The following is a 19,945-nucleotide window of genomic DNA, read 5'->3' as shown; positions in this document are numbered from 1 at the left end:
GCTATGTTGATGCTGAGATAGCAGGCTAACAACTAAATACAGTAATCGTTCCATCGATTATTATGTTCATATTATGACAGTAATGTAAGTTATCGCAATAAGAAATTAATGTGTAGCGGTCATGGTGATGGATAATAAAAAAATCATCACTTCTTTTTATCTTATTAAGACGCGTGATGCATTGAAGCTCTTATGTAGATCTGAATATAACGGATGCCGCTAGGGTACTTTTGTTTGCTCAAACCATATGCAAAACGCTTACATCCTAGCAACGCATCTATTACGTACTCACTTCATAATTAACGTAAGCTAATTTTCATACGAGAAACATGATAATTTTAAAGATAATCCAGTCATTTTGTTGACATTGTACTGCCATAGTGGATACGAAGTAGTCCTTATAACTTATCTAACTTTTTCGAATGACCATTTTAAGGATAATATTATGAACACTGCTAATCTTAAATTATTAACCATCGCCGGTATAACAGCCACTTCTTTGATTGGATTGCCTGCTATGGCAAAAGATGGTCATGGAAACGGGCACGGTAATGGACATGGTAATAGCAAAGGTAACTCTGCCCATCTCAGTAAAAACTATAAGCATAATGGCAATGCCCACCCAAGTATTAACGCTTATCGTAATGCTAGCCCGAACGCCTCATTTAAGCGTGATCTTGATAGATACGGTTATAGAGTAGTCGGCAAGATTGATAGAAGGGATTATGATCGCTCTGTCGTTTTAGACCGTTATGATGACCGTTACGTTCGTATTCGTACGCCAGAAAATAATATTGTGACGGTGATTAATGATACGTTGCAGATTATCGATATTTTGAGTAGATAAATACAAGGCTTGGTTTTTAGTCATTTGCTAAATCAGCCATAAAAAAAGATGCCACTTAGGGCATCTTTTTTTAAATGATGTTAATGATAATATCTAGACTTTGTTACCAATAACTGCAGGCAAAGGTATAACAGCTTCTAGTTTACAGTTATTGCTTCTGTCACCTGACCAGTATTTACGAGCCATTTCATACGTACCAATAACAGAGCCGCCTAAGTAAAGTAGTTTTTGATCTGCTATAAAAGCATTTTTGATTTCTACCTCGAATATAGAATGTTTGTCGCCTAAAGACGAATTAAATTCTCTTGCATCATCTAAGTTACACCATGCAAACATTGACTGCAGGCGAGAAGGAAGTTGAGGAAACTCATTTCGACGGACAAGCTCAAATACGGCTTCAATCATCGGTGTTGTGGGAGCTAATGGTAAAGGTTCCCTTGTCATATTTTTAAAAATAACTAGACACTCTTTGATTAAATATTGTATACCATGAAATGATAAACCTTCAGGGTAAAGCTGTTCTATTCTAGCGATTGCATCTTCTTCATCATATATATCTTGAACAGTCCATATTTTATGGTCAGAATAGTTTTTTTGAAGCGAAAAGACCATATTTTGATCTATATTATTTGAGCGATCAACTGTATAGAACTTTGACAAGTTTACATCCTTCTAGTATTAGGCCAGTACGTCGCCAACAACACAAGCATCCGGTAAGGTAACGACGGTTAAGCCTGTCTTTGGCTCGCCAGTTGACAATACCATACCTTCTGATACGCCAAATTTCATCTTGCGCGGGGCAAGGTTGGTCACGCAAATCACTTTCCTATTAATCAATTGCTCAGGCTCATAAAACTTGCGAATACCGCTAAATACGTTACGTGGCTTATCTTCGCCAACATCTAGCGTGAACTGTAGTAACTTATCAGCACCTTCCACATGGTTACACTCTAAAACGTGTGCGACTTTCATCTCAACTTTGGCAAAGTCTTCGATACCAATATAGTCAGTTTGCTCAGCACCTGCATTTGTTGCAGGTGTTTTGTCTTTTGCGGCAGGCTTACTATTGTCAGTCGCAGCAGGAGCGTCTGCTTGAGTTAAGGATGCTTTAGAATCTTCTACCATTGCTTCGATATCTTTTTCTTCGATACGTTGCATTAATGGTTTGAACTTATTGATTTTATGACCTAGTAACCACTCATTACGACTGGCAAAACTTAAGTCATCAAGGTTCAAAAACACTTTGGCATTATTAGTCAATTCAGGTAGCACTGGCGCAAGATAAACCATTAATTGACGGAAGATATTGATAGCGACTGAGCAGACGTCTTGAACCTCTTGCTCAGTACCTTCCAATTTCGCTAATGACCATGGTTTTTTGGCATCGATGTATTCGTTGGCTTTGTCCGCACATTGCATAATTAAACGCATAGCACGTGAGAATTCACGATTCTCATAGGCAGCAGCAATCTCATCGCCCGTTTTGGTGATGTCTTCTAACAGCTCTGACTCGACGCAAACTTCTGACAGCATGCCGTCGTACTTCTTAACCAAGAACCCTGCACTACGACTGGCGATATTGACGACTTTACCAACCAAGTCAGAGTTGACCTTTTGCATAAAATCTTCTAAATCTAAGTTGATGTCTTCAACTTTATCAGACAGTTTACTGGCGAAATAATAACGCAGGTATTCAGGATGTAAGTGCTCAGCGTACGTCTCGGCCTTGATAAAAGTACCGCGTGACTTACTCATTTTCTCGCCATTGACCATCAAGAAACCATGGGCAAAGACGCCAGTCGGTGTACGGTATTCGCTACCAGCTAGCATGGCTGGCCAAAACAAGGCATGGAAGTAAACAATGTCTTTACCGATGAAGTGATAAACCTCGGTTTTATGCTCGTTTTCTTGTGCCCAGTAGCGGTCAAAATCAAGTGCTTGGTCTGTCCCTGCACGCTTATCACATAGGTTTTTAAAGCTTGCCATGTAGCCAACTGGTGCATCTAGCCATACGTAAAAGTATTTGTCTGGCTCATCACTTGGGGTATCTGGAATTTGGAAGCCGAAGTAGGGCGCATCGCGTGAGATATCCCAGCTGGCAAGTCCTGCCTCAAACCATTCTTGTAGCTTGTTGGCGACTGAGGTTTGCAAACGATTGTCACTGCGCGTCCAGTCCTGTAAGAACTGCTCAAACTCTGGCAAATCAAAGAAATAATGCTTAGAAGTTTTGAGCACAGGCGTTGCATTAGACAATGTTGAATGCGGGTCCTTTAGATCTGTTGCATCGTAAGTGGTGCCGCATACTTCGCAGTTATCACCATATTGATCTGGTGAGTCACACTCAGGGCAAGTGCCTTTGACAAAACGATCGGCTAAAAACAATTGCTTTTCAGGATCAAATAGCTGCTCGACATCTTTTGTGCTGATATGACCAGCCTCATTGAGACGACGATAAATCAGCTCAGAGAACTGTTTGTTTTCTTCTGAATGAGTGCTGTGATAATTATCAAAATTGATCAGGAACTTTGAAAAATCCGCTTCGTGTGAGGCTTTGACTGAGGCAATTTGCTCTTCTGGCGTGACGCCATTGGCTTCTGCTTTTAGCATGATTGCCGTACCGTGTGCGTCATCCGCGCAGACATAGGTGACCTGATGGCCTTGCGCTTTCATCGCACGTACCCAAATGTCGGTCTGAATATATTCTACAAGATGCCCCAAATGGATATAGCCATTGGCGTAGGGCAGCGCACTGGTTACTAGAATCTCACGCACAAAATCACCTATATTTTTATATAAACGGGTTAGTTATCGAACATCTTAAGCGGCTCATCGCTCATCGATGCGACATCGTTAATGCTAAAAACTTCTAAAAATAATAAAAAATCAAAAAGTGTGCCTATGATACCGTAATTCAGATAATTTTGTGATATTCCTTGGTAATTACTTCTCATTTGGCAAGCATTTATTAGCCATGAACGATAGGTTTACACCGCATGTTGATGGTCATAAACCAGCCATAAAAAACCCATCTGGGAATTGAGTTTTTAGACTAGTAAAATCTATCGACGGGAAAACCACATAGGTCAACAAAGCGTTCAAGCCAATGACCAATACGAGTGGAATCATTGCAATGGTAAACGAGGTGTGATGCGTATTTAATGCTTCAGCTTCCTGTGTGTCTGCACCAAGCCCGCCCACATCCTCTTCATCATGCTGACCATAGCCTTCGCCCGCTGCATTGGCTTTTCTGGCGCGTGATTGTAACCACATCCAACCACAAATAAACATAATCGTACCACCGATAATACCCAAAATAGGGGCGGCAAATACGTTGGTGTTGTAGTAAGGAATTGGAATAGCATTCTGAATGGCTGGCGTACCTGGCAGTGCAGTCATGGTAAACGTAAATGACCCTAGAGCAATCGCTGCTGGAATCAAACGTTTTGGGATATCTGCGGCTCTAAACAAGTCTTTGGCGATTGGATAGATAGCAAAAGCCACAACGAACAACGATACGCCGCCATAAGTCAAAATAGCACAGACCAAAATCACAGCAAGTATGGCTTTACTTGCGCCAAGCTTTTCGACGACCGTATTGGCAATGGCGGTTGCTGCGCCAGAGTCTGCCATTAAGCGTCCAAATAGGGCGCCTAGCAAGAATATTGGAAAGAATTTGAGTAAGAATCCACTTAACGCGCCCATAAAGACATCGGTATAGGCGGGAATGGTACTTAAGAAATCACCTGATAATAGGACAGCTAGCGTCGCCATAATCGGTGCTAAGATCAACACAGAGTAACCGCGATAAGCAAAAAACATGAGTAATAATAGGGTAATGACAATAGCAAGTGTACTAAACATGACGGCCCTCCTTGGCAAAAAATTAAGGCAGCGAGTATGCCGTGCTTATCGATATAGGTCAATAAAATTAATCAAAAAACCTTATTTATTATATTTTTTTAAACATAAATCCAGTCGAGATGTTATAGAAGGATAAGGAATACTTTGTTGACTCGCGTGCTCTTGGGATTATTTTCTAATCACTAAGCAACTAGGCGCTACGAAAATAATATGTTAAGTTAGCATAAGTATTTTATACATGATATACCGATATAATATGTATTATTATAAATAAAAATATTAAGTATAATGTTTAATATGAGCCGCGCTTATTAAAAGGAAGTTTATTGATAATAAGCGCTAACCATAAAAACTGGTCATAAATCTCATCACAAACAGCAAATTTACAAGGAATGTGAATATGTTTAGTGCCATCACTAACGTGAGCGTACAGCTGGTCAATCGCTATCTACCATCTCCGTTTGTCTTTTCAATTGTTTTAACCCTCATTGCGTTCGCGGTTGGCTTGGCTATTACTGGTCAAGATATGATTGCGATGGCAGGGCACTGGGGTAATGGACTGTGGTCGTTACATAGCTTTGCGATGCAAATGGCGCTGATTTTGGTCACAGGTTACGCGTTTGCCAGTGCACCCTTTATTCAACGGTTATTGGACAATCTTGCCAGCAGAGTTCATTCTCCTACGACCGCCATTATCGTATCGACCCTAGTTGGGTTGGTCAGTTCGTGGATAAACTGGGGTTTTGGTCTGATTATCGGGGCTATTTTTGCTAAAGCCTTAGCAAAGAAAGTCGCCAACGTCGACTATCCGCTATTGGTCGCTGCCGCGTATTCAGGCTTTGTGATTTGGCATGGCGGTTTTTCAGGTTCGATACCACTGACGCTCAGCTCTGGCGGTGAGACACTGTTGACGTTATCAGGCAATACCATGACGGAAGCGGTGCCTCTGTCACAGACGGTATTTGCAGGTTATAACTTACTGCTAGTGGGTCTGCTTATTGTCATTTTGCCCCTCGTCAATCGCTTTATGCATCCAAAAAATCCTACCGTCATTGATCCTAAGCTCATCAAAGAAGAGATTTACGTCGCACCTCAAAGAGACACGCCTGCACAAAAGCTAGATGATAGCCGTATTATCGCTGTTATCTTGCTAGCATTGGCACTGATGTACTATATTAGCGAGTTTGGCACCAACGGGTTTAACTTGGGGCTAAATATTGTCATTGGGTTATTCTTGTTTATAGGTTTGCTATCGCATGGCACGTTAGAGCGTTATTATCGTGCCGTACATTCAGGTATCGGTGGCATCACAGGTATTGTGTTATTGTTCCCGTTCTATGGCGGTATCATGGGCATCATGACAGGTGCAAACGCTGATGGTATCTCTATCAGTACGCAGGTTACGGAGTTTTTTGTCAATTCAGCTTCTGCCGACAGTTTTCCGATTTTTGCATTTTTGAGTGCAGGTTTGATCAATGTCTTTGTGCCGTCAGGTGGTGGGCAGTTTGCCGTACAGGGTCCTGTTATGATTCCAGCTGGTATTGAACTGGGCGTCAATCCAGCCGTTACTGCCATGGCGATTGCATGGGGTGATGCGTGGACCAACATGATTCAGCCATTTTGGGCTTTGCCATTGTTGGGTATCGCAGGTTTGGATGCGCGAGCCATCATGGGTTATTGCCTGATCGTACTAGCAGTATCTGGTGCCATTATCATGAGCGTGTTTTGGCTATTGGTATAGTCATTCCACTATAAAAGTATTACTGGGCTAACCTCGCTTGAAGTATTTAATATACATCTACACTCGGTTGCCTTGTACTATTTTTAAATTGAATCGACTATATGGCGTTATAACGCTCAAAAGAAAAATAAGCATGATGAGTTTTCGTTGTTAGGTTTCATTAAAAGCAACAAGCAAATGGATAATTGAAATACTTAATTCAGCATTAGGTTATGCACGGATTAAAAATATAAATAACAGTCATAGGAGACAAGCATGAGTCAGTCAAAAGTATATAACAGTGCTGAAGAAGCGCTAAAAGGCGTCGTTAGTGACGGGCAAACACTTGCTATCGGCGGTTTTGGTCTATGCGGCATTCCAGAAGCATTAATCGAAGCGCTGCGTGATAGCAAAGTTAAAGAGCTGACCTGTATCAGTAACAATGCTGGTGTCGATGACTTCGGTCTTGGCCTGTTACTGCAGACTCGCCAGATCAAAAAAATGATTTCATCATACGTGGGTGAAAACAAAGAATTTGAGCGTCAATATTTGGCTGGTGAGTTAGAAGTTGAGTTGACCCCGCAAGGTACATTGGCTGAAAAATTACGCTCAGGTGGTGCAGGTATTCCTGCATTTTATACCGCAACGGGTGTTGGTACACTTGTTGCTGAAGGTAAAGAGACACGTGATTTCGATGGTCGCACTTATGTATTAGAGCATACACTACGTGCTGATGTGGCATTGATCAAAGCGCAAAAAGCAGATAAAGCGGGCAATCTAATCTTTAACAAAACCGCTCGTAACTTTAACCCAGACTGTGCAATGGCGGGTAAAATCACGATTGTCGAAGTTGAAGAGATTGTAGAGACGGGCACATTTGATCCAGATGAAGTGCATCTACCGGGTATCTTTGTTCAACGTATTGTATTGAATAATAGCCCTGAAAAACGCATCGAAAAAACCACGACTAAAGCTTAACTATGTTTGAAACTAATAATCAGTTTTTATATTCATGACAGTTTAGATAGCTCATCGTTTAGATAAGTAAAAATAGAATATCGTAAAAAATAAGGAAATCAGCATGGCATGGACAAGAGAGCAAATGGCGCAACGCGCTGCAAAAGAGCTACAAGATGGCTATTATGTCAACTTAGGCATTGGTCTACCAACGCTAGTCGCTAACTATATTCCTGAAGGCGTAGACGTATGGCTACAATCAGAGAACGGCTTGCTGGGTATTGGTGAGTTCCCTACATTAGATGCCGTCGATGCCGATCTGATTAATGCGGGCAAGCAAACCGTGACCGCAGAAGCAGGGGCCAGTTATTTTAGTAGTTCAGAGTCCTTTTCGATGATTCGCGGCGGTCATGTCAACTTGGCAATATTGGGCGCAATGGAAGTCTCAGAAAAAGGCGATCTTGCTAACTGGATGATTCCCAAAAAGATGGTCAAAGGCATGGGTGGTGCGATGGACTTGGTTGCAGGCGTACAGCGCGTGATTGTCCTAATGGAACAAGTCAATAAACACGGCGACCCAAAAATTCTGGCCAATTGCGAACTACCATTGACGGGTAAAGGCGTGGTTGATCGTATCATCACTGAGCTTGCCGTATTAGACGTTACTGACAGCGGGTTAAAATTGGTTGAGCTGGCAGATGGTGTGAGCTTTGATGAGTTACAAGAAAAAACGCCCGTCAACATTATCCAGTAATGTGATTGCCTTAAAATCAATGAGCTTCATCCCGCAGATAAATACGCCACTATAATTATAGTGGCGTATTCATTCAGTTCTATTTTTATAAAAATTAATAGTATTTTAGACCATTATAAGGAATATGTATGGCGACTCAATTACAACAAGATTTGACAGGCAAAGTAGCATTGGTCACTGGCTCTGCAAGTGGTATCGGACGTGACATCGCTGAGACTTATGCCAAAGCAGGCGCGGCAGTTGGTATTGCTGATATCAATCTTGAAGCAGCTCAGAAAACCGTTGATGCGATTGAAGCTGCTGGTGGACGTGCTCTCGCGATTGCCATGGATGTGACGTCAGAAGATGCGGTAAATGACGGTGTACAGCAGCTAGTTGATACTTTTGGTGGCATTGATATTTTGGTTTCGAATGCCGGTATTCAGATCATTGATCCTATCGATAAGATGGCATTTAGCGATTGGAAAAAAATGCTTAACATCCATTTGGATGGTGCATTTTTGACCACTAAAGCCGCGATTAAGCACATGTATAAAGGCGATAAAGGTGGCACGGTCATTTATATGGGTTCTGCTCATTCATATGAGGCTTCATTATATAAAGCGCCTTATGTTACCGCCAAGCACGGATTACTAGGTCTGTGTCGTGTACTCGCCAAAGAAGGTGCAGCACACAAAGTACGTTCGCATGTGATTTGTCCAGGCTTTGTCAAAACACCTTTGGTAGAAAAGCAAATCCCCGAGCAGGCAGCTGAAAAGGGCATCAGTGAAGAGTCAGTGATCAACGATATTATGCTGGTGAACACAGTAGATAAAGAATTTACCACGGTGGAAGACATTGCCCAATTGGCACTATTTTTAGCCGCTTTTCCAACCAACGTATTTACCGGACAATCTATCGTGGCCAGCCATGGTTGGTTTATGAATTAAGCGATATATGTAAATGCTAAAAACCACAAAGTCAGACCTACTGGCGTTGTGGTTTTTTTATGCGTTCAATTCAGCTACACTAGCACGATAAAAGGTTTGGCTAAATGGCTCTATCGGCTCACCACCAGCATGTGTTAGATATGCTGCGATATGCCTTAAGCAGTTTGCCACACCTATCCACTTGTATAGGCAACAATAGTCGCTATGTTTAATTTTATGAAAAAAAAGCCCACAGAAGAAACGCCGCAGTTGCAAGCGGAACGAGACAGCGCTGTCGATAAGGTATTGCTGGGTTACGAGATAAACTCGGTCAGTATTGCCACCATGGTCACCGGCCTTGAGCGTAAAGGCGATGCACTCACGTTAGACTTGCGTCTGCCGAAAGATAGTAATCCTGAAGCTATCCAACAGGAGCTGGGACAGTTGCTACATCCGCATGGCATTACCACGATTCATATGAATGTGCGTCTGCCAGCGCCAGAAAAAGGCTCAGGTTCAAGCTTACCAAAGGCAATGCCAAAAACGACTGACGCGATGGTGTCTCAATCTAAACCATCATCGAACGTTGATAGCAGTGCTAACAATACCGATGCTGAGCCAACAATCACTAAAGCAGCACCAACACAAGCCTCATTAGCAGCGCATCCTCGTATTCGTCATATCATCGTGGTAGCATCAGGCAAAGGCGGTGTTGGTAAATCGACAACGACAGTCAATATCGCGTTGGCATTGCAAAAGCTTGGTAATCGTGTTGGTGTGCTTGATGCTGACATTTACGGCCCTAGTATGCCAACCATGTTAGGCGTTGCTGACGTAAAACCGCAGTTAGAAAACGAGCAATTCGTACCGGTCGATGCGCACGGTATGGCAATGCTCTCTATCGGTAGTTTGCTCGATGGAGATAATACGCCGGTTGCATGGCGTGGACCAAAAGCCACGGGTGCATTGATGCAGCTATATAATCAAACCAACTGGCCGCAGCTAGACTATTTAGTAATTGATATGCCGCCTGGTACGGGTGATATACAGTTGACATTGGCGCAGCGTATTCCAGTCACAGGTGCTGTCATTATCACGACACCGCAGCATGTTGCCCTGCTTGATGCACAAAAAGGCGTTGAGATGTTTAACAAAACCAACATTCCTGTGCTGGGTGTGGTTGAAAACATGGCGCTACATACCTGTAGCAACTGTAACCATACCGAAGCGATCTTTGGGTCTGGCGGCGGTGAGTTTATCGCTGAGCAGTATCAGGTGCCACTACTGGGTCAGTTGCCACTTGCGAGTGGTATTCGTGCGCAAGTAGATAAAGGCATACCGAGTGTCTTGGCTGATGATGAGTTTGCGAGCTACTATGTGAGCATTGCAAAAAATATCGAAGCCAATATTAACAAATTTGCCAAACCTATTGATGACAAGCGGATTTTTTAGCGAGTATTGATAACAATAGCTGTAAAGAATAAAAATGATATAAGGTGATGGTGGTTTGAATATCCTGAAGTCAATGTGGGATAAAAAAGCAAGTAGGATAAAACAGCCATCACGCTATAAATTTTGCCATCACTTCCGTATAATCGTCGCTATTAAATATTTGCTAAGGAACAACAATGTCTATTAAGTCTGACCGCTGGATTCGTAAAATGGCCGAAGAGCACGGCATGATTGAGCCATACGAGCCGGGTCAAGTACGTTTTAATGATGCAGGCGAGCGTTTGGTTAGCTACGGCACCTCAAGCTACGGTTATGATGTGCGCTGTGCTCCTGAATTTAAAGTTTTTACCAATGTACATTCAGTGGTCGTTGATCCTAAGAACTTCGATGATAAAAGCTTTATCGATATCGTTGGTGACGAGTGTATCATTCCACCTAATTCGTTTGCTTTAGCTCGTACTATGGAGTATTTCCGTATTCCGCGTGATGTATTGACTATCTGCCTAGGTAAGTCAACTTACGCGCGCTGTGGTATTATTGTCAACGTAACGCCGCTTGAGCCTGAGTGGGAAGGGCACGTTACTTTAGAGTTTAGTAATACAACCAATCTGCCAGCACGTATCTACGCTGGTGAAGGCGTGGCGCAAATGCTGTTCTTCCAAAGCGATGCCGATGATGTCTGTGAGACCAGTTATAAAGATCGCGGTGGCAAATACCAAGGTCAGCGCGGTGTAACACTGCCAAGAACCTAGTCAGTAAGCGTCCGTTTAAAAGCTTATCAGTTATAGAAAGTTAATAAGCCTTTAAATAGTTAATAAAAAAGCTAGTCATATTAAATATGGCTAGCTTTTTTATTGTCTCAAATAGAATTTGTCTAAGGTTCTATTTATTTCAAGAATTTTTATTTTAAGACCTTTAAACCCGCTTTATTATCACGCTTTGGTTTAGGTGCTTTAGCAGGGCTATTGTTAGAAATTTGCGCTGAGTCGTCTTCTGGTACATAATTATCATACTCTTTTGGATCAAAGAACATTCCTTGTGAGTTCTCTTTAGCATAGATACCCATTACAGCAGTAAGCGGTACCCAAATCTCTTGTGAGACGCCACCAAAACGCGCGCTGAAATGTATGTACTCATTTTCCATGCTCATATTACCAGTAGCACGACTAGCAATATTAAGTACAATACGACCGTCTTGCACATGCTCTGTCGGTATCTGTACGTTATCGGCATTAGCATCGACCATCAGATAAGGTGTCAAGGCGTTATCTTCTATCCATTCATATAGCGCCCGCACCATGTAAGGACGAGTTGGGGTAATAGAGGTAGTTTCGCTCATCTAATGATTTCCTATACTAGTAATTTTTAATAATTGAAAAATATCTCGTTCAGCAATTTATCAGATAACAAATGCTAATTAACGTCTGTCTTATTTATACTTTATTTTAGGACAGCTTTTGATACTTGTCTAATCAACGCACGCTTTTTTGGAAGCTACTGCGCTCAAACACTCTCGTTTGGTATTCAAACAATGGACGGCTAATGGCGCGTGGCAGCTCAATACCCATCTCGTCTAATCGCCATAATAGTGGCGCTAATAACACGTCACACCAACCAAACTCATCAGCCATAAAATAAGGCTTATGAGCGAACAGCGGTGACAGAGTAATCAACGAGTCACTGAGCTGTTTTTTGGCAACGGCGGCTTGTGATTTATTAAAGCTATCTGGATGCGTCAACAAGCGCTTACCAAGTACTAACCAATCACGCTGAATGCGCCAAGCCAGTTGGCGAAACTGTGCACGCTCTTGCGGTGTTTCAGGGAGCAATTTATTTGTGTGATAACGCTCTTCAAGGTACTCAAAAATAACGTTAATCTCATAAAGCGCAATCTCACGCTGCTGTAATACAGGCAAGGTATGATAGGGGTTTAGCTCAGTCAAATCTTCAGGGCGCTCAGAATGTAAGCGAGACAAATAGTAAGCGAGCTTTTTTTCTTCAAGTAATAGGCGTACCACATGACTGTCGTAGCCGTCATCAGCATACAAAATTAGCTGACTACTTGGAATGTCATTCGCATCAATCATGAAAGCCTAATGTTAATAGTGAAGGTTGTCATCGTAAACAAACTCGCAACGTTTATCAAGGTAGTGTACGTAAACATTAGCCCTGAGCGACTTATTTCTCAGCTTATTTAGTATTTATGCTCTATATCAAGGCAGAAAAAAGCACTACCGAAGTAGTGCCTTTTTTAATTCGAAGAACTATCTGCTGACTATGACTTATTTGACATCTTTCCAGAACTCTTTATTTAATAAGTAAACTGGTATGAGCAGTACTAATAAGAATAGAATGACGAAGAAACCAATTACTTGACGGTCGTGACGAGCAGGTTCACCCATCCACGCCATAAAGTTAACCAAGTCACCAACTTCAGATTCAAACTCTTCTTGGCTCAACTCTTCTTGCATGTTATGCAATACGTGAGGCATCGCTGCATTGGCCAGTACTAAGTTATTCGCGCCCCAAGGACGGCTTGGATCTTCATAGAACGATAGTAGGTAAGTATATACCCAGTCGTCGCCACGCAGACGTGTCTCAAGTGATAGATCAGGAGGCGCTGCGCCAAACCAAGACGCTTGAATCTCAGGATCGATCTCAGCAGTAATGTGGTCACCGATTTGATCGGTAGTAACCATCAAATACTTTTCAACCAACTCAGGAGGTATCTCTAAATCTTTCGCAATGCGTGAGTGACGAACATACTTGGCTGAGTGACACCCAGCACAGTAGTTCATAAAGATTTTTGCACCGTTTTGTAGCGAGCCCTTATTGGTAAAATCAATAGGAGCAGTACTACAAGCCAAATGCTCGTCAACACCTTCAGCGTTGGTAAACGTACCACATCCACCACCACCAGCCGCCATTGCCGTACCAGCAGTCAACGTCAATGCCGCGCCTAAGCCTAGACCAGCTAGGGATTTAATTAGCGTGTTCATTAGTGACCTCCGGTAACGCGTTCTGGTGGCTGTTTACACTTCTCAATGGCAGTGTAGAACGGCATCAGTAAGAAGAACAAGAAATATAGAATCGTGAATACACGAGCCATGATAGTTGCCGTCGGGGTAGCAGGTGTCGCACCCAAGTAACCCAATACAATAAAGCTAATAGCAAATACAGTAAGCGCGATTTTAGATAAGATACCTTTGTAACGTATAGAACGTACAGGCGACCTATCAAGCCATGGAATCAAGAACAATACGGCAATTGCAGCACCCATTGCGATCACACCACCAAGCTTATCAGGAACAGCACGCAGGATAGCGTAGAAAGGCGTGTAGTACCATACTGGTGCAATATGCGCTGGTGTTTTCAGTGAGTTCGCTGTCTCAAAGTTTGGTGGCTCAAGGAAGAAACCGCCGCCTTCTGGGAAGAAGAATACCACTGCAAAGAAACAGATAAAGAATACTACGATACCAACCATGTCATGCACAGTGTAGTACGGATGGAATTCGATACCGTCTAATGGCACACCATTTTTGTCTTTTAGCTTTTTGATGTCGATACCATCAGGGTTGTTCGAACCCACATGGTGCAACGCTACAATATGCATAAATACTAGACCCACGAGTACTAATGGAATAGCAACAACGTGTAGAGCAAAGAAACGGTTTAGGGTAATACCAGAGATGATATAGTCACCACGTACCCATTCAGCAAGGCCATCACCAATAACAGGTAATGCCGCAGGTAAGTTCAAGATAACCTGAGCACCCCAGAATGACATGTTGCCCCAAGGTAGTAGGTATCCAAAGAAACCCTCTGCCATAAGTGCTAGGTAGATACCCATACCGATGAGCCAAATAAGCTCACGAGGTTTTTGGTATGAACCGTATAGCAAGGCTCTAAACATATGCAGGTATACAACGACGAAAAACGCAGATGCGCCGGTTGAGTGCATATAGCGAATGAGCCAACCACCTTTTACGTCACGCATGATATATTCAACAGACGCAAATGCCCCTTCGGCACTTGGGTTGTACATCATCGTAAGCCATATACCAGTCACCAATTGGTTGACCAGTACGATCATTGATAGCACGCCAAAGAAGTACCAAAAGTTAAAGTTCTTTGGTGCGTAGTACTTTGACATATGGTATTCATAGGTTTCGGTCGCTGGAAAACGCGCGTCCACCCAATGCATTAACTTTTTACCCATACTCATATTAAGCCTCCCCAACCGTCAAGATGGTACCATCCATACCATATTCTGGAACGGGTAAATTAAGTGGTGCAGGAACGCCGCTATATACGCGACCTGCTAAGTCATATTTTGACCCGTGACACGGACAGAAAAATCCGCCGTACCAATCATTACCACCTAAATCCACCGCGCCCACATCAGGACGGTAGTTTGGTGCACAGCCCAAATGTGTGCAAACGCCTTCGACCACCAATACGGTTGGATCTAAAGAGCGAGTGGGATTTTTGCAATATTCAGGTTGTAGAGACGCATCAGACTCAGGATCAGATAATAGAGGTTTAACTGACTCTAGTCCTGCAACCATGTCTTCGGTGCGCTTAACCACATAAATAGGTTTACCACGGTATTTGACGACGATCATTTGTCCATCTTCGATAGAACCAATATCTTGGGTCACTGCAGCCCCTGCAGCCTCAGCTTTAGCGCTTGGGTACCAAGAACGGACAAAAGGTGTCGCCACGGCAGCTACCCCAGCTGCACCAATCGCGGCAGTTGAGGCAATAAGAACTCTACGGCGTTGTACATTAACGCCTTCGGCTTGGCTCATTAATACTTCCTCCAGGTGAATGAAATGGGATTATCCCACACTGGGTTTGTGGCTTAGAAAATATACAATATCAAGCCACTTTAGCTGTGCCTAATTTTGCTAATTGTTGCTATTCTAAGCTATTTCGGTGATAAAATAAATTATTGCGTTAAAAATAAAGCAACCTCAATAGGACATATTAGAAGGTTGAATATGATAATCAAACCAAAACAGTTGGATTATCAACGCTTAACGCTAACTTTGCTTTAACAAGGATTATGATGTGATGACCTTATAAATAATAAGGATTTTCAGCAATAGCGAATGATACTTGAAATTAAGGTAATGTTCACTAACTTTCACCATCTAACTACTTTGTAAGTTGCTGTAAAACAAATATCACCACTCTATATAATAAAGTGGTGATGTCTTCATAATGATTAATAATGTTTTGTCAAACTATCAGGAACTTATTTATCGAAATACGCAATGCAAAGTACATATGCGATATTCCAATAAACTCAGCTAGAGAGTTGCCAATACTAGCCTTCAAGCTCGCTCCAGCGTTCAAGCTTGTGCATCATCTCATCTTCAATGGTTAAGAGACGCTCACTAGCAGCTGTCGCCGCATCAAAGTCAGTATTAAACCAAGAGCCATCGGCCAGCTTTTCTTGCAACTGAATTTGTTCGGCTTCGAGTGCAGCGATTTCTTTTGGCAAGTTATCCAGTTCGCGTTGATCATTATAATTTAGCTTTTTGGCTGCCTTATTTGGTTTCGCTGCTGTGCCAGACTTGTTTGTCGCTTTATTGCTTGCTGCATTGTTGGCAGGTGCTTTTGCAGCACGAGATGCTTCTTCGCGGTTCTTTTGTACGAGGTACTCTTGATAACCACCTACATACTCACTAACAGTGCCTTTGCCATCTTCATCTTCGCCAAACACCCACGTAGAGGTAACGACGTTGTCCATGAATGAGCGATCATGACTGATTAGCAAAATCGTACCACCAAAGCTGGCGACTGACTCTTCTAATAGCTCAAGTGTTGCCATATCCAAATCGTTAGTCGGCTCATCGAGTACCAAAATATTGGCAGGTTTTAATAGTTGTTTGGCAAGTAGTACTCGGTTACGCTCACCACCAGACAAGGCTTTGACAGGTGTACGTGCGCGCTCTGGTGCAAATAAGAAATCTTGCAAGTAGCTCATGATGTGCGTCTTGCGACCGCCAACTTCGACAAAGTCAGAACCTTCCGAAACGTTTTGCGCAACGCTTGCTTCAAGATCTAACTGATCACGCAGCTGATCGAAAAAGGCGATTTTCAGATTAGTACCTAATTCGACACTACCAGACTTAGTGACTTCGTCATCAGACATATCGAGTAGGGCTTTAATAAGCGTAGTTTTACCAGCACCGTTAGGGCCGACAATACCAATCTTATCGCCACGCATAATAGTGGTCGTAAAATCATCTACCAAGACATTGCCATCATACTCAAGATGTAAGTTTTTAACTTTACAGACAAGCTTACCGCTTTTCTCGCCTTGGCCCATGGTGATGTTTACATTGCCCACTTGCTCACGGCGATCGCTACGCTCTTCACGTAAGGCTTTTAGTTCACGTACACGGCCCTCATTACGGGTGCGACGGGCTTTGATACCTTGGCGAATCCAAACTTCTTCTTGTGCCAGTTTTTTATCAAAGTTGGCATTGTTCTTTTCTTCAGCTTGCAACTGCAGCTCTTTTAGCTCTTGATAGCGCGCGTAACCACCTTCACCTTGTGTTACGTCATAACTGGTCAATTGGCCACGGTCAAGCTCAATAATGCGAGTCGATAGTTTATTGACGAATGCTCTATCATGAGTCACGAACAACAACGTCAAACCTTGCCAGTCAAGCAAAAAGCGCTCTAACCATTCGATACTTTCGACATCCAAATGGTTGGTTGGCTCATCTAGTAGTAGCACATCAGGCTTAGTAACTAGCGCACGAGCAAGTAACACGCGGCGTTTACGACCACCAGATAGAGATGATAAGTCGTCTTCTGGATTAAGGCCCATGGTCGTAATCAGACGCATGGCATCGCGTTCTAAGTCCCAACCATGTACCGCATCGATATCATGCTGTAGGGTCGCCATATGCTCACAGGCATCCATATCGCCATTCGCGCACATATCGACTTGCTTATTATAGTTAATGAGCAAATCAGCTGTGCGACGACTGCCGCCCATAACGATGTCTAATATGCGACCGCTGGTCTCAGGAACGTCTTGCTCTAGCATCGCTACACGCATGCTACTGTTGGTAATAATCTCGCCACTGTCAGGCTGCAATGAGCCATTGATCAGTTTAAACAAAGTAGATTTACCTTCGCCGTTGCGGCCAATCAAACACACACGCTCGCCTGAATTGATAGAAAAATCAATACCATCAAGAACAGGCGCGACGCCAAACGCTAAGTGAATATCTTTTAAATGAATCAGTGCCATAGAGTATCTTAAGCTTATATAATAGTGAGGTAGGGGTTGTTGCAAAATTGCCAGCAGTATAACATGCCACCGCGCAACTGTAGTGCGAGTAAATAGTTTTATCAGTACTATTTATGGCTTTTATTCATAGTGGCTATTTTTTGATTAGCATGATGGATTTAACAATGTCACCTAGGTTTTGCCACCTATTTTACTTGCTAAACCTTTCAGCCTTATATTTACGATACTTTAGAGAAAAATATGAATCAATCCAATAACAAAGATGCTGCTGCGAGCATGCAAGATGACTTACAAACTCAAGTAATTGATCTTCAAATGAACGTAGCCCACCTTGAGATCACAGTAGATAGACTTGATGAGGTGATCACACGTCAAGATAAAGATATTCAGACATTGCAACGTCAGCTACAGCTGATTTATAAGCAGATAGAAAATCAAGACACAGAGAGTGGTATAGCCCCATTTGATGTGATGGCGGATAGACCACCACATTATTAAAAAATAATAGTAAGTAAGATAACCAGTAGTGAATGATCGCAATATGTGTATTTTTAGATAAAGATACTTTTTGGTGACTTAATAGTCATAATATGGAAATAATGTATTTTGGTAGTTGTTTTAGTGTTTAAAAATCTTTACTATCTTCCACCTCGGATGCTGTTTACTTAAGAAAATTAAGTAAAACAGTAAAACAATGCGGATGTTTGGAGATGTAAAATGCGCGCCACCTTTCACTTAAAAACTCTTGCAGTAGCTATTGCTGCTCTGTCTGTCGCTAGCGCCGCTAGTGCTGCCGGTCTTGATCGCTCAGGTCAAGATATCACTGCATTCCTACAAGATGGCACTTATGCTGAAGCTGTCTATACCTATATTGATGCGGACGTGACGGGTGAAGATACTTCAGGTAATAAGATTGATGATATCGCAGAATCTTATGACTTTTTTCGTTATGGCGTGAAAACAGACATTAACGACACGTTTAGTGTCGGCGTCTTATATGACGAGCCTTTCGGTGCAGCAGCTGATTATAGTGGTGACAATAACTTTGTAGATGCAAACGGTGAAGGTACTAACGTAGAAGTAAGAACTGAAAGTATTACGGGTATCATAGGTGCAAAATTCGGTGAAAATAAAAACTTTCAAGTATACGGCGGTCCAGTGGCCCAACGTGTACAAGCTGATGTAAAGTTACGTGGTACTGCTTATAGTGCTGCTAACGGCTATACGACACATATTAGCCCCGATCAAGATTACGGTTATATCGCAGGCGTAGCTTATAGTAAGCCTGAAATCGCGTTGAAAGCTGCCTTGACATATCGCTCAGAAATTGAACACAACGCGCAATCATCTGAAATCTATCCTATTGTAGGTACTGGCGCTATACCAGCTCCCATCGAATCTGCATTAGGTCTTTCAACACAGAGAAATGATAGTATTGAAATCACTACGCCTAAGTCAGTGAACTTTGATTTTCAAACGGGTATCAACCCTACAACCCTAGCAACTGCCAAAGTACGCTGGGTACCATGGAGTGATTTTGCTATCGTACCATCACTATATAATGACGTTAGCAAGGTTTCGACTCGGGATGATAAGGGATTAGCGTTAGTTAGCTATGATGACGACCAATGGCAAGTAGAGCTAGGATTGGCTAAGCGCGTTGCGCCAGCACTTGCTATCAGTGGTACTGTTGGTTGGGACAGTGGTGCAGGCAACCCTGTCACTTCGTTAGGTCCTATCGAAGGCTATTATAGCGCCGGTCTTGGTGCGAAATATAATGTGACCGAGAACTGGGCAGTATCTGCTGGTGGTAAATACTTATGGTTCGGTGATGCCAAAGGTCAAATCCCAACTAAAACGATCGTTAGTGATTTCGAAAGTAACGATGGCTTTGTACTAGGTGTAAAGGTATCTTACCAAGCTCAGTAAATCACAAATAAATTATGTGATGTTATTTACCATTAATATTAAAAGCGATCCTTTAAGGGTCGCTTTTTTTGTAGGCATTATTATAGTCATAATGAACCCGTTTTATCTCGAGGAAAAACTTTCCTATTAACAAATACTTTTTTAGAAAATTCACATTTAAAAGTAGAAGTAAACGACATTGTTTGATTTATATCTTATTTGTACTGTTCAGTCATAATTGAGAAATAAAGCACTTTAATTG

General features: G+C 42.4%; 18 protein-coding genes. 9 read left to right on the top strand and 9 right to left on the bottom strand.

The window, feature by feature from the left end; all coding sequences use genetic code 11:
- Positions 1–445: 445 nt before the first annotated feature.
- Complete coding sequence (locus tag JMX07_RS06070) at positions 446–847, top strand: hypothetical protein (protein ID WP_201606861.1); 402 nt, start codon at positions 446–448, stop codon at positions 845–847.
- A gap of 93 nt (positions 848–940) precedes the next feature.
- On the opposite strand, the gene JMX07_RS06065 is transcribed toward JMX07_RS06070, so the two are convergent.
- The 3 genes from JMX07_RS06065 to JMX07_RS06055 form a co-directional block, all read right to left on the bottom strand.
- Complete coding sequence (locus tag JMX07_RS06065; protein ID WP_102094937.1) at positions 941–1,507, bottom strand: DUF2441 domain-containing protein; 567 nt, start codon at positions 1,505–1,507, stop codon at positions 941–943.
- Between the two features lie 18 nt (positions 1,508–1,525).
- A complete protein-coding gene (gene metG, locus JMX07_RS06060; protein ID WP_201606860.1) occupies positions 1,526–3,619 on the bottom strand; it encodes a methionine--tRNA ligase in 2,094 nt (697 codons plus the stop codon).
- Between the two features lie 231 nt (positions 3,620–3,850).
- On the bottom strand, positions 3,851–4,708 hold the full coding sequence (locus JMX07_RS06055) for a GntP family permease (RefSeq protein WP_265088350.1): 858 nt from the start codon (positions 4,706–4,708) through the stop codon (positions 3,851–3,853).
- Between the two features lie 400 nt (positions 4,709–5,108).
- On the opposite strand from JMX07_RS06055, the gene JMX07_RS06050 reads away from it, so the two are divergent.
- The 6 genes from JMX07_RS06050 to dcd all read left to right on the top strand — a co-directional run bounded on the left by JMX07_RS06050 (position 5,109) and on the right by dcd (position 11,251).
- Entirely contained in the window at positions 5,109–6,449 is a 1,341-nt protein-coding gene (locus tag JMX07_RS06050; RefSeq protein WP_201606859.1) for a short-chain fatty acid transporter, read from the top strand.
- 255 nt (positions 6,450–6,704) lie between these two features.
- Positions 6,705–7,406 carry a CoA transferase subunit A gene (locus JMX07_RS06045; RefSeq protein ID WP_201606858.1) on the top strand — a complete coding sequence of 234 codons (702 nt, stop codon included), beginning with the start codon at positions 6,705–6,707 and terminating at the stop codon, positions 7,404–7,406.
- A 103-nt stretch (positions 7,407–7,509) separates the two neighbouring features.
- Complete coding sequence (locus JMX07_RS06040; protein ID WP_102094934.1) at positions 7,510–8,139, top strand: 3-oxoacid CoA-transferase subunit B; 630 nt, start codon at positions 7,510–7,512, stop codon at positions 8,137–8,139.
- Positions 8,140–8,267: 128 nt separating this feature from the next.
- A complete protein-coding gene (locus JMX07_RS06035) occupies positions 8,268–9,068 on the top strand; it encodes a 3-hydroxybutyrate dehydrogenase (protein ID WP_201606857.1) in 801 nt (266 codons plus the stop codon).
- 204 nt (positions 9,069–9,272) lie between these two features.
- Positions 9,273–10,499 (top strand): iron-sulfur cluster carrier protein ApbC, encoded by a 1,227-nt coding sequence (apbC, locus tag JMX07_RS06030; protein ID WP_201606856.1) that lies wholly within the window; start codon positions 9,273–9,275, stop codon positions 10,497–10,499.
- 176 nt (positions 10,500–10,675) lie between these two features.
- Positions 10,676–11,251 (top strand): dCTP deaminase, encoded by a 576-nt coding sequence (gene dcd, locus JMX07_RS06025; RefSeq protein ID WP_058024138.1) that lies wholly within the window; start codon positions 10,676–10,678, stop codon positions 11,249–11,251.
- Between the two features lie 149 nt (positions 11,252–11,400).
- On the opposite strand, the gene JMX07_RS06020 is transcribed toward dcd, so the two are convergent.
- The 6 genes from JMX07_RS06020 to JMX07_RS05995 all read right to left on the bottom strand — a co-directional run bounded on the left by JMX07_RS06020 (position 11,401) and on the right by JMX07_RS05995 (position 17,775).
- The gene (locus JMX07_RS06020) at positions 11,401–11,838 is read right to left on the bottom strand and encodes a ClpXP protease specificity-enhancing factor (RefSeq protein ID WP_201606855.1); all 438 of its coding nucleotides are present in this window, start codon (positions 11,836–11,838) and stop codon (positions 11,401–11,403) included.
- 133 nt (positions 11,839–11,971) lie between these two features.
- On the bottom strand, positions 11,972–12,586 hold the full coding sequence (locus tag JMX07_RS06015; protein ID WP_201606854.1) for a glutathione S-transferase N-terminal domain-containing protein: 615 nt from the start codon (positions 12,584–12,586) through the stop codon (positions 11,972–11,974).
- A 195-nt stretch (positions 12,587–12,781) separates the two neighbouring features.
- Positions 12,782–13,498 carry a cytochrome c1 gene (locus tag JMX07_RS06010; protein WP_201606852.1) on the bottom strand — a complete coding sequence of 239 codons (717 nt, stop codon included), beginning with the start codon at positions 13,496–13,498 and terminating at the stop codon, positions 12,782–12,784.
- Positions 13,498–14,718, bottom strand: coding sequence for a cytochrome b (locus JMX07_RS06005; protein WP_413786659.1), 1,221 nt, complete (start codon positions 14,716–14,718; stop codon positions 13,498–13,500). Before JMX07_RS06005 ends, JMX07_RS06010 begins: the two co-directional genes overlap by 1 nt.
- A gap of 7 nt (positions 14,719–14,725) precedes the next feature.
- Positions 14,726–15,310, bottom strand: a complete 585-nt coding sequence (gene petA, locus JMX07_RS06000; protein WP_057759305.1) for a ubiquinol-cytochrome c reductase iron-sulfur subunit — start codon at positions 15,308–15,310, stop codon at positions 14,726–14,728.
- Positions 15,311–15,831: 521 nt separating this feature from the next.
- The gene (locus tag JMX07_RS05995) at positions 15,832–17,775 is read right to left on the bottom strand and encodes an ATP-binding cassette domain-containing protein (protein WP_201606851.1); all 1,944 of its coding nucleotides are present in this window, start codon (positions 17,773–17,775) and stop codon (positions 15,832–15,834) included.
- 240 nt (positions 17,776–18,015) lie between these two features.
- On the opposite strand from JMX07_RS05995, the gene JMX07_RS05990 reads away from it, so the two are divergent.
- Together JMX07_RS05990 and JMX07_RS05985 are read left to right on the top strand one after the other, a co-directional pair.
- Positions 18,016–18,273, top strand: coding sequence for a SlyX family protein (locus tag JMX07_RS05990; protein WP_227684653.1), 258 nt, complete (start codon positions 18,016–18,018; stop codon positions 18,271–18,273).
- Between the two features lie 219 nt (positions 18,274–18,492).
- Positions 18,493–19,704: an OmpP1/FadL family transporter gene (locus JMX07_RS05985; RefSeq protein ID WP_201606850.1), complete on the top strand. Its 1,212-nt coding sequence runs from the start codon at positions 18,493–18,495 to the stop codon at positions 19,702–19,704.
- The last annotated feature ends 241 nt before the right edge of the window (positions 19,705–19,945 follow it).

Origin of the sequence: Psychrobacter immobilis (assembly GCF_904846235.1) — a bacterium.
GTDB lineage: Bacteria > Pseudomonadota > Gammaproteobacteria > Pseudomonadales > Moraxellaceae > Psychrobacter > Psychrobacter immobilis_C.
The sequence above is the reverse complement of the archived record's forward strand: the minus strand, read 5'-3'. Positions and strand labels throughout refer to the sequence as shown.

Coding starts and splice junctions, on each gene's coding strand:
- JMX07_RS06070 (WP_201606861.1), top strand. CDS start 446: ATGAACACTGCTAATCTTAAATTATTAACCATCGCCGGTATAACAGCC.
- JMX07_RS06055 (WP_265088350.1), bottom strand. CDS start 4,708: ATGTTTAGTACACTTGCTATTGTCATTACCCTATTATTACTCATGTTT.
- JMX07_RS06050 (WP_201606859.1), top strand. CDS start 5,109: ATGTTTAGTGCCATCACTAACGTGAGCGTACAGCTGGTCAATCGCTAT.
- JMX07_RS06045 (WP_201606858.1), top strand. CDS start 6,705: ATGAGTCAGTCAAAAGTATATAACAGTGCTGAAGAAGCGCTAAAAGGC.
- JMX07_RS06040 (WP_102094934.1), top strand. CDS start 7,510: ATGGCATGGACAAGAGAGCAAATGGCGCAACGCGCTGCAAAAGAGCTA.
- JMX07_RS06035 (WP_201606857.1), top strand. CDS start 8,268: ATGGCGACTCAATTACAACAAGATTTGACAGGCAAAGTAGCATTGGTC.
- apbC (WP_201606856.1), top strand. CDS start 9,273: ATGTTTAATTTTATGAAAAAAAAGCCCACAGAAGAAACGCCGCAGTTG.
- dcd (WP_058024138.1), top strand. CDS start 10,676: ATGTCTATTAAGTCTGACCGCTGGATTCGTAAAATGGCCGAAGAGCAC.
- JMX07_RS06020 (WP_201606855.1), bottom strand. CDS start 11,838: ATGAGCGAAACTACCTCTATTACCCCAACTCGTCCTTACATGGTGCGG.
- JMX07_RS06015 (WP_201606854.1), bottom strand. CDS start 12,586: ATGATTGATGCGAATGACATTCCAAGTAGTCAGCTAATTTTGTATGCT.
- JMX07_RS06010 (WP_201606852.1), bottom strand. CDS start 13,498: ATGAACACGCTAATTAAATCCCTAGCTGGTCTAGGCTTAGGCGCGGCA.
- JMX07_RS06005 (WP_413786659.1), bottom strand. CDS start 14,718: ATGGGTAAAAAGTTAATGCATTGGGTGGACGCGCGTTTTCCAGCGACC.
- petA (WP_057759305.1), bottom strand. CDS start 15,310: ATGAGCCAAGCCGAAGGCGTTAATGTACAACGCCGTAGAGTTCTTATT.
- JMX07_RS05995 (WP_201606851.1), bottom strand. CDS start 17,775: ATGGCACTGATTCATTTAAAAGATATTCACTTAGCGTTTGGCGTCGCG.
- JMX07_RS05990 (WP_227684653.1), top strand. CDS start 18,016: ATGAATCAATCCAATAACAAAGATGCTGCTGCGAGCATGCAAGATGAC.
- JMX07_RS05985 (WP_201606850.1), top strand. CDS start 18,493: ATGCGCGCCACCTTTCACTTAAAAACTCTTGCAGTAGCTATTGCTGCT.